This is a genomic window from Thiomicrospira sp., assembly GCF_036568485.1.
Lineage (GTDB): Bacteria > Pseudomonadota > Gammaproteobacteria > Thiomicrospirales > Thiomicrospiraceae > Thiomicrospira.
Genome location: NZ_DATCSL010000083.1, coordinates 36824 through 46926, shown reverse-complemented (window position 1 = coordinate 46926; position 10103 = coordinate 36824). Strand labels below are relative to the sequence as shown.

General features: G+C 41.5%; 9 protein-coding genes. 7 read left to right on the top strand and 2 right to left on the bottom strand.

Features of this window, described 5'->3' with window-relative positions; genetic code table 11:
- From VIM91_RS08495 to htpG, 7 genes are all read left to right on the top strand, one after another.
- Positions 1-204, top strand: a 204-nt coding sequence (locus tag VIM91_RS08495; protein WP_331864390.1) for an IMP dehydrogenase, incomplete at its 5' end; no start/stop codon positions are given.
- A gap of 71 nt (positions 205-275) precedes the next feature.
- Positions 276-1856 (top strand): glutamine-hydrolyzing GMP synthase, encoded by a 1581-nt coding sequence (guaA, locus tag VIM91_RS08490; RefSeq protein ID WP_331864389.1) that lies wholly within the window; start codon positions 276-278, stop codon positions 1854-1856.
- A gap of 1 nt (position 1857) precedes the next feature.
- Complete coding sequence (gene tadA / locus VIM91_RS08485) at positions 1858-2406, top strand: tRNA adenosine(34) deaminase TadA (protein WP_331864388.1); 549 nt, start codon at positions 1858-1860, stop codon at positions 2404-2406.
- A gap of 144 nt (positions 2407-2550) precedes the next feature.
- A complete protein-coding gene (gene cheD / locus VIM91_RS08480; protein ID WP_331864387.1) occupies positions 2551-3126 on the top strand; it encodes a chemoreceptor glutamine deamidase CheD in 576 nt (191 codons plus the stop codon).
- 107 nt (positions 3127-3233) lie between these two features.
- Positions 3234-5336, top strand: a complete 2103-nt coding sequence (locus VIM91_RS08475) for a chemotaxis protein CheA (RefSeq protein WP_331864386.1) — start codon at positions 3234-3236, stop codon at positions 5334-5336.
- 9 nt (positions 5337-5345) lie between these two features.
- Positions 5346-5933: a hypothetical protein gene (locus VIM91_RS08470; RefSeq protein ID WP_331864385.1), complete on the top strand. Its 588-nt coding sequence runs from the start codon at positions 5346-5348 to the stop codon at positions 5931-5933.
- A 146-nt stretch (positions 5934-6079) separates the two neighbouring features.
- Complete coding sequence (gene htpG / locus VIM91_RS08465; RefSeq protein ID WP_331864384.1) at positions 6080-7969, top strand: molecular chaperone HtpG; 1890 nt, start codon at positions 6080-6082, stop codon at positions 7967-7969.
- 208 nt (positions 7970-8177) lie between these two features.
- Here the strand turns inward: htpG and VIM91_RS08460 are convergent, their stop codons facing one another.
- Together VIM91_RS08460 and VIM91_RS08455 are read right to left on the bottom strand one after the other, a co-directional pair.
- A complete protein-coding gene (locus tag VIM91_RS08460) occupies positions 8178-8867 on the bottom strand; it encodes an FKBP-type peptidyl-prolyl cis-trans isomerase (RefSeq protein WP_331864383.1) in 690 nt (229 codons plus the stop codon).
- Positions 8868-8956: 89 nt separating this feature from the next.
- Positions 8957-10084, bottom strand: a complete 1128-nt coding sequence (locus VIM91_RS08455) for a hypothetical protein (RefSeq protein WP_331864382.1) — start codon at positions 10082-10084, stop codon at positions 8957-8959.
- Between the last annotated feature and the right edge of the window lie 19 nt (positions 10085-10103).

The following is a 10103-nucleotide window of genomic DNA, read 5'->3' as shown; positions in this document are numbered from 1 at the left end:
CGTGTGCCGTATAAAGGTTCGTTGTCCCCGATTATTCATCAGTTAATTGGTGGCGTTCGTTCGAGTATGGGTTATACCGGTTGTAAGGATATTCTGGAGATGAACACCAAACCTTCCTTTGTACGAGTTACCAACGCAGGCATGATTGAGAGTCATGTGCATGATGTAATGATTACAAAAGAAGCCCCAAACTACCGTATATAGTTTAAAATTCGTTATCCCTTTTTTCATTAAGCGGAGCCTTGGCTCTGCTTTTATTTTTATATGGACACCCTATGACACAGCATTCAATTCACGATCATCGTATTCTAATTCTAGACTTTGGTTCACAGTACACCCAGTTAATCGCGCGTCGAATTCGTGAAATTGGCGTGTATTGTGAGATTGAGCCTTGGGATGTCGATTTGGATGTGATTCAGGCGTTTGGGGCGAAAGGTATTATTTTGTCTGGTGGGCCAGAAACGGTCACAGGTGATGATGCCCCTAAAGCACCAGGCCTGGTGTTTGATTTGGGAGTGCCGGTTTTGGGTATTTGCTATGGCATGCAAACTATGGCGGCTCAGTTGGGTGGCAAAGTAATTAACGCAGCTGAGCATGAATATGGTTATGCCCAAGTTCGTGCTCGTGGACATACGGAATTGCTACGCGATATTGAAGATCACGTCACATCCGAAGGCCATGGTTTGTTGGATGTTTGGATGTCACATGGTGATCGAGTGGACGTCATGCCCTCGGACTTCAAGTTAATGGCAAGTACCGAAAGTTGTCCGATTGCCGGTATGGCGAACGAGACCAAACACTTTTATGGTATTCAGTTTCATCCTGAGGTGACTCATACAAAGCAAGGGTTGCGTATATTAGAACGTTTTGTCACGCAAATTTGTGGCTGTGAAAAGCTTTGGACTACCGCTAATATTGTCGAGGATAGCATCACACGTATACGTGAACAGGTCGGCTCAGATGAGGTCTTATTAGGTTTGTCCGGTGGTGTCGACTCATCCGTGGTAGCAGCCTTGTTACACAAAGCGATTGGCGAACAGCTAACCTGCGTGTTTGTTGATCACGGCTTGTTGCGTTACAAAGAAGGCGATCAAGTGATGGCTATGTTTGCCCAGAACATGGGGGTTAAGGTAATACGTGTTAATGCCGAAGATCGCTTTATGGATAAGTTAAAAGGGGAAGCGGATCCTGAGAAAAAACGAAAAATAATCGGCCATACCTTTATTGAGGTGTTTGATGAAGAATCTTCTAAATTAACCAATGTTAAGTGGTTGGCGCAAGGCACGATTTATCCGGATGTCATTGAATCAGCGGGTTCTAAAACCGGTAAAGCAAAAGTGATCAAATCTCACCATAATGTGGGTGGGTTGCCAGAAGATATGGCTTTAGAGTTACTTGAACCGTTGCGTGAATTGTTTAAGGATGAAGTGCGCAAAATGGGTGTGGAGCTGGGATTGCCAGTAGATATGGTTTATCGCCATCCATTCCCAGGCCCTGGTTTAGGTGTACGTATTCTGGGTGAAGTAAAGAAAGAGTATGCGGATATTTTGCGTTTGGCCGATCATATTTTTATCGAAGAACTACGCAAAGCCGACTTATATGATAAAACCTCCCAAGCCTTTACTGTGTTTTTGCCAGTTAAATCAGTTGGGGTAGTTGGTGATGCCCGTCGTTATGATTATGTAGTGAGCCTACGAGCCGTTGAGACCATTGATTTTATGACTGCTCGATGGGCGCATTTACCTTATGACTTTTTAGAAAAAGTGTCGAATCGTATCATCAACGAAATCCCTCGCATTTCACGTGTTACCTATGATATTTCCAGCAAGCCACCTGCGACGATTGAATGGGAATAGTGTGGCGCTTAATCAGGATTTAGTTCCGTCGCATTGCCCACCAGGCCTGGTGGGCGAGGAGCGAGATAGCTTTTGGATGCGTTTCGCCTTAGTTTTGGCTGCGCATGCAGAGTCATTGGGCGAAGTTCCAGTGGGTGCAATTGTCGTAAAGGGTGATGAGTTGGTTGCCACCGGCTTTAATCAGTCAATTGGTTGTCACGATCCGAGTGCACATGCTGAAATGCTTGCGCTTAGAGAAGCTGGCAAAAAACTCAATAATTATCGGTTACCAGAGTGCGAGTTATATGTCACTCTTGAACCTTGTGCGATGTGCGCCACAACGATGGTGCATGCGCGATTAAAGCGCTTAGTTTTTGGGGCTTCCGATCCCAAGACAGGCTCGGCTGGTTCGGTTTTAAATTTAGTCAATTACGCGGCCTTTAATCATCAAATCCCCACCCAATCCGGTGTATTGGCAGCGGAATGCTCAGCGCAGCTAGCCAATTTTTTCAAAAAAAGACGTGAACAACATCGATTAGCACGAAAGGCGTTATCGACAGATAAGCTTTAAAGTCGAAAAATTAGATTAATTGATTCAGAGTATTTAATTTGAATTTTACGTTATTTGTTGTTTATCTGAGCGCTGCTTGCTGGAATTTATCCTATTCAAACGGTATTATGGCTATATTTAGTCTTCTAAGAAGTAATAAATTTTATGCAAAGAAGTATTGATCCAGCAGAGGGTATTCCTACCATCAAAATTTTGCCCGGCGAGTATTATGTGACACGTCAAGAAGAGCGAATTGAAACGGTTTTAGGCTCGTGTATTTCGGCCTGTGTTAGAGACCCTGTTTCTGGCATTGGCGGCATGAATCATTTTATGTTGCCAGTCGATAAAAACAACGCAAGAGGTATTGAGCTTTCCGACGCTAACCGCTATGGTAACTATGCAATGGAAAATATGATCAATGCGTTATTGAGTTCGGGTGCTATGCGTAATCGTTTAGAGTTTAAGATTTTTGGCGGTGGTCGCATAATGAGTTCTATGACCAACATTGGTTGGTATAACATAGGCTTCGTCTTTGATTATATCTATACCGAAGGGTTTAAAGTAGTCTCACAAGATATTGGGGATGTGTATCCTCGCAAGGTGATTTATTATCCGTTATCGGGGCGAGTTCGGGTTCGACGCTTAAATGCGATGCATAACCAATCGTTGGTTGATCAAGAAAGTCAATACTTTCAAAACATTGAACATAAGCCTGTTGAAGGTGATGTTGAGTTGTTTTAATAAGCTACAATGTAATACACAAATTGCAGTTTTAGCCGGTGTAATTGTTAGAGTCAGGTTTAAAGCACAACCTGGTTAAATGGTAATTGTTTTCTGAGGAAAAAATCATGGACATGATGGAAACGTTTCGACAAACATATTTAGAAGAGAGCTTTGAAGGCTTAGCAATCATGGAAACCGGTTTGCTCGAATTGCCACCAGGGCGTCCAGACTCAGAAAAAATCAATGAAATTTTTCGTGCCGCTCACTCTATAAAAGGTGGCAGTGGTACGTTTGGCTTTATTGAAATCGCCGGCTTTACCCATGTTTTGGAAACCTTGCTGGATGAGATGCGTGATTACAAGCGGGATGTTACCCAAGAGTCGATTGATGCTATGCTGGCAGCGGTTGATGTGTTGCGCGATATGTTGACCAGGTTGCAAAATCACGACCAAATTGATGAAGTGCGTGCGTCAGAGGTGCAAGCTCGCCTAGAAGCGATCTTGGGTGGTTCATCAGTGGCCAATAATAATTCAGCCGAGACATCGACAAGTGACGCCGCTGTAAAAAGTGAAGCTCCAAGTAGTTGGGTTATCCAATTGAAACCAGAAAAAGGTTTATTAAAAACGGGTAACGAGCCGATTCGTATTTTTCGTGAACTTCAAACGTTGGGGAATCTCGAAGTAACCGCTCATACAAGTAATCTACCAAATATCGAAAACTTCAATCCAGAAGAACTGCATATCTCTTGGACCCTGCTGTTATCAGGTATGGAGATTGAATTAGAGGATATTAAAGAAGTTTTTGAGTGGATAGATGGTGATGGCGCCGAAGTTATTATTGAGGCACCAATTACTTCTGAGGCTTCACCTTCAGCTCAAGCCTCTGCATCCGCAGCCGAATCAGCTGTGCAAGCTCAAACTCCGATGATGACTGAAAAACCTGCTGAACCTAATCGAGCAGCACCAAAAGAACAAGCTAGTGCGCAAAAGAAAGCACCGGCACCTCAACAAGATGGCTCCATTCGAGTAAATCTGAGCAAAATTGATCAAATGGTTAATTTGGTTGGTGAATTAGTTATTACCCAATCTATGTTAAGCCAGTTTGGTGATCAAGCCGAGCAAAATCCAGATAGTACAGAGTGGATTGATAAGTTGAAAGAAGGCTTAACTCATCTAGAACGCCATACGCGTGAACTACAAGAAAGCGTGATGAATATTCGCATGTTACCTGTGAGTTTTGCCTTTAATCGTATGCCGCGTATTGTGCACGATGTCAGTCAAAAACTAGGAAAAACCATTGAGTTGGTTATGGAAGGAGAGTCGACGGAGCTCGATAAAACCATGCTCGAACAGTTAACAGATCCGCTCGTTCATATTGTACGAAACTCAATTGATCATGGGATTGAAGGTCCGCAAGAGCGTATTGCAGCTGGCAAACCTGAGAAAGGGGTTGTTAAGATGGCGGCGTTCCATCAAGGCGGCAATATCATGATTCAAATTACGGATGATGGTGCTGGTATTAATGTCGATAAGGTTCGCCAGAAAGCGATTGAAAAGGGTGTAATCGATCCGGACATTAACCTGAGTCACGATGAGATTGTTGACCTTATTTTCCACCCTGGTTTTTCAACAGCGGATGTTGTCAGTGACGTATCGGGTCGCGGTGTTGGTATGGATGTGGTGCGTCGAAACATTCGTGGCCTTGGCGGTACGGTTGAGGTTAAAACTAAACGTGGGGAAGGTAGCGTGTTTACCATCCGTTTACCACTCACACTCGCTATTCTGGATGGTCAGCTGGCATCGGTTGGTAGCCAAACTTATGTTTTCCCACTGGTGTCAATTGTCGAGTCTATTCAGGTCGATAAATCATTGGTTAAAGGCATTGCCGGTCAGGCAGAATTGTACAAGTTAAGAGATCAATATATCCCCGTCATACGTTTGCATAATCGCTTTGGTGTGAATGACGCTAAAAGTGATTTGTCTGAGGGGTTACTAGTTGTTGTCGAAGAAGGAGGCCGCCGAGCTGGGATTTTTGTGGATGATCTACTTGGACAGCAACAGGTTGTTATCAAAAGCTTAGAGAGCAACTTCATGAAGATTGAGGGTATCGCAGGTGCAACGATTTTAGGTGACGGTAAAGTAGCCTTAATTCTAGATGTCGCCGGAGCGGTATCAAATCATAAAACGGCCAATGCTGAAAAATTAGCACAAATTGATGCAGCAGCTTAAAGGTAGAATATGACCGAGTTAAATCAAGCTAATTACGTATTAGGTGCAAAGGAAGTTCAAGAAACGATTTTGATATTGAACTTATCAATCGCTCAGATTGAACTGTCAATAACTGAAGGTGATCACTCGGTTAATGCTTTGATTGACTCGTTCCGTTTTATGTCTCAGCATATTGAAGAGATTCAAACGGCTACGGCTGAAATAGGAACGGTTGAAACAGATGATGTGTTGTTCCGCAAACAACATTCCTTATTATTAAGTCAAACCTCTGATCTGTCTCAAAAGATGCAACAGGCGATTATCGCTTTTCAGTTTTACGACAAACTTAGTCAGCGCTTAGAGCACGTTTCGCATGGCTTATCTAATCTGGCCGAAATTGTATCGCATGAAATGCGTGTGCAAGATCAACAAGAATGGGAAAACTTTAAGCTTTCAGTTCGCAAAGGGACCACGATGCGGGAGGAGGAGGAGTTATTTGAACTTATTTTTGATCAAAAAACCCCGTCTGCTCAGGCAATTGAAATTATGAAAGCCCGAATGTCTCAACGCATGCATGCTGAACAAGAAAGTCATGAAGAAGAGATTGAGTTATTTTAAATTGGTCGTTTAATTAAAAGATTTTAAGATCAATCTAAAGCCCCTTTTTGGGGCTTTTTTGGTTTTAGGGCTTGAAAAATTAAGCCCTAGCCCCTATTAGAAGCGAGTTATTAACACAGTGTTTTACCAATAGGGGACATCAAAAAATGAGCACAAACAGAGAAACGCATGTATTTCAGACAGAAGTAAAACAACTTCTTAAATTGATGATTCACGCACTTTATAGCAATAAAGAAATTTTTTTGAGAGAACTGATTTCTAATGCATCCGATGCGTTGGATAAGCTGCGTTTTGAGATGGTTTCAAATGATGCCTTAAGTGAAGGCGAGTCTGATTTAGCGATTCAGATTGAATTTGATGACCAGGCTAAAACCATTACTTTGCGCGATAATGGCATCGGTATGACCCGTGATGAGGTGATTGAAAATATAGGAACGATTGCAAATTCCGGCACGAAAAAGTTTTTAGAAAAGTTGACAGGTGATCAAGCGAAAGATAGTCATTTAATTGGTCAATTTGGGGTTGGATTTTATTCAGCTTTTATCGTCGCTGATAAAGTAACACTACACACCCGAAAAGCGGGAACTACGATCGAAGAAGGTGTTCAGTGGGAGTCGAATGGTGAAGGGGAGTTTACGTTAGAAAACCTAGTTAAGCCAACTAAGGGCACAGAAATCACTTTGCATTTAAAAGAAGGTATGGATGAATTCTTAAATGACTATCGTTTGAAAAATATCATTACAACCTATTCCGATCACATTAACTTCCCGATTCAAATGCGTAAATCTGTCGAAAAGCAGGATCAGGAAGATAACTCCGCCCTTGAGTGGGAACAGGTTAACAAAGCAACCGCCATTTGGACTCAACCAAAGTCAGAATTAACCGATGATGATTATGCCAATTTTTATCAAACACTCTCACATGATTTTGATAAGCCATTAGCCGTTATGCATAACAAAGTAGAGGGCACGTTAGAGTATACATCTTTACTATACTTGCCTAAAATAGCGCCATTTGACTTGTATGATCGAGACCGTCGTTATGGGTTAAAACTTTATGTTAAACGTGTTTTTATTATGGATGATGCAGAGCATCTAATGCCAACTTACTTGCGTTTTGTGCGCGGTGTTATTGATTCAAATGACTTACCTTTGAATGTCTCGCGTGAAATATTACAGAGTAACCAAGTAGTCGATAAAATTCGATCCAGCTCAGTTAAACGAGTGTTAGATCAATTAACCAAATTAGCCAAAGCTGAAGATTCGACAGAATATGACTTATTTTGGGATGCATTTGGACAAGTTTTGAAAGAAGGCATTGTTGAGGATTATGCTAACAAAGAAAAGCTTTCCAAGTTATTAAGGTTCGCTTCTACTCATGATTCGGCCAAGGTCCAAAGAGTGTCACTCGAAGATTATGTTGGAAGAATGTCTGAAGACCAGGAGGCGATCTATTATATTGTGGCTGATAATCACTCTGCCGCATTAGGTAGCCCCCATTTAGAAGTTTTCCGTAAAAAGGGAATAGAGGTTCTGTTATTGTCTGATCGCATTGATGAGTGGTTAGTGGCGCATTTAACGGAGTTTGATGGTAAATCGCTGAAGTCTGTGACTCAGGGTGATATTAAGGAATTGGTTGAAGACGAGCAATCGTTAACTGACGATGAGAAAAAGGCGCGTAGTCTGCTGACTGATAAGGTCAAAAATGCACTTAGTGAGCTGGTTTCTGACGTTAAGATGACGGTTCGCCTAACCGATTCTCCAGCTTGTGTTGTGTCTGAAGAGGGTGGGATGAGTAATCATATGGCACGTTTAATGGAGCAGATGGGTCAAGCTCTTCCTAAAACTAAGCCTATTCTGGAGCTTAATCCTAACCATGTACTGGTTAAGCGTTTAGAGGCTATTGAAGATGATAACCAAGTAAAGGACTGGTCAATGTTTTTGCTTGAGCAGGCGAAAATTGCCGAAGGCGATCAGTTGGATTCACCATCAGAATTTATAAAACGTGTGAATATGTTGTTATCAGCAAGTGTTTAATCAAGTTATGACTTAACTGACTGTTTTATATGGCTAAGTCGTTTATGGCCCTATAAAAAAAATAGAGAGGACTAATATTAGAAGTTGTTGATATTAGTAAATTCTTGTATTAATATAGCAACTGTTGTTTTCAACAACTCCTCTTGAAGAGCTTTTATTGTCCGAATGGCATAAGCCCGAGCTTAATTAATTAAGCTCGGGCTTTTTTTTATTCAGCAGCCGTTGAGATGAAGTGGATTTCAAAGATTAAAGTTTGATTTGGGCCAATTACATTGCCGGCTCCTCGCAAACCGTAACCAAGTTCAGATGGAACAAATATTTCCCATTTTGAACCGGGCTTCATAAGTTTTAATGCCTCTTGCCAACCTAAGATGACATTATCCATTTTAAACTCAATAGGTGCATTGCGCTTATATGAGCTATCGAACTCGGTACCATCAAGCAGTGTCCCTTTATAGTGCGCAATGATCGTATCCTCTTCGTTAGGGTGTGCTCCTTTACCTTCCTCGATGATGCGATACTGTAAGCCTGAATCTAAACTTTTAATGCCAGGTTTAAGCTTGTTTTTAGTTAAAAATGCGTCGCCTTCTTTTTTGTTCTGCTCGGCTAAAGCCTGTTTCTCGGCTTGTTGTTTAGCTTCAAGCGACGCTCTAAAGGCATCCAGTGATTCAGCCATTTGTTCATTTGTCAGTTTAAGTTCGTTCTTTTTTAACGAATCTTCAAGCCCTAATAAAAAAGAGTCGACTTGTATTTCTATGCCTTGGTTTTGTAAATTGTTAGCAAGATCAACCCCGATTGCATAACTGGCTTTTTGTTCGGTGGTTGAGAGTGATGCGGCCTGGACTGAGCCTAAGGTGAAGGCAAGGGCTGATAAGGTAATTAGTTTGTTTGAAATCATGGGTTATCCTGACTTAATTTAAATGATTCTAATTGAAAAAATACATTATCACTTAAGCCAGGTTTAGGCAATCTTGAACAGGGCGCTTTTTATTGTTTGTATTCGTAAGGGTTGCGGTAACTGTACGGCTTAGGCCCTTCATTTTTAGCTTCTTCTTTGGATTTCATAAACTCGTTAGTGAGTTTATTCAAGCTAGACTGGATCTCTTTTTGGCGCGACTCCAATAATTTCAATTGGTTTTTCATCTCGGTCAATTGATTGTTTAGAGAAGTGCTTGTGTTTTTATCTGAGGGCTTTGGGTTCTCAGGCGTAGTTACCTGTGGCATAGAGTTTTTGAGTTGCTTATTTATAGATGCAATTTGAGCCGACTGAGCTTGCAAAAGATTTTCGATTTTAGCCACTTGATTATTTAAAGCTGTGAACTCAACTTTTTGTTCGTTCGCATTTGGTGTGTTAATTTTAGCTAACTGTTGTAGCGAATCTTTATATTCATTCAAGCTATTAGATATGGCTTGCTTAACTTCATCAAGTTTTACGCTGGTTGATTCTGGAGTAGTTTGCGTTACTTCTGTCTTTGTATTTTTTGGTTGGTTACTTTGATCGATTGATCCTTCAGTTAACTCCTGATCAGCTGGCCTGGAGCTTAAGGATGGGTTGTTATTATTTGCCCCATTTCTTTGGTAACTCAATGCATTTTCGACAACCGAAGCTAGCTCGTCGATTTTCATGTTAATTTGGCGTTGATTTAGCGAAGACTCTGTTTGAATCATATCCATGAGTTTAGATTGAGACTCGGCTTGGTTGTTTTGAGACATAAGCACCAACCAACTCATTAAACCAATTGCGATTAGAGTTAGGATAATTGCACTAGTAAGCATGCCAGCAAAAAAGCTGCGTGATGATTTGATTTCCAAATTAGCATCACGGATGGTTTGACGCCAAGATATGCCAGCATCGTGCATGCTGTCAATTTGCTGCTGCTGCTGTCCAGCTAGCTTGAGATTGATGCTGGCAGCCTCCTGACTGCTGATGGAGGATTCTTGTGCCATTTTAGAAGCCTCAAGCATCAATACCGCTGTTTCCATGGCTGTTTCACCCGTGTGTTTATCAAGTGTTGTGTTGTTTTTCACAACTTGGTCAACTTGGTCATTGAGTTCTTGGGTAGCGTTCTCAAGGTCTTCTAAGTCATTAATTAGATCATCAGCAATATCTTTCATCAACCTATGCCTATTGCAA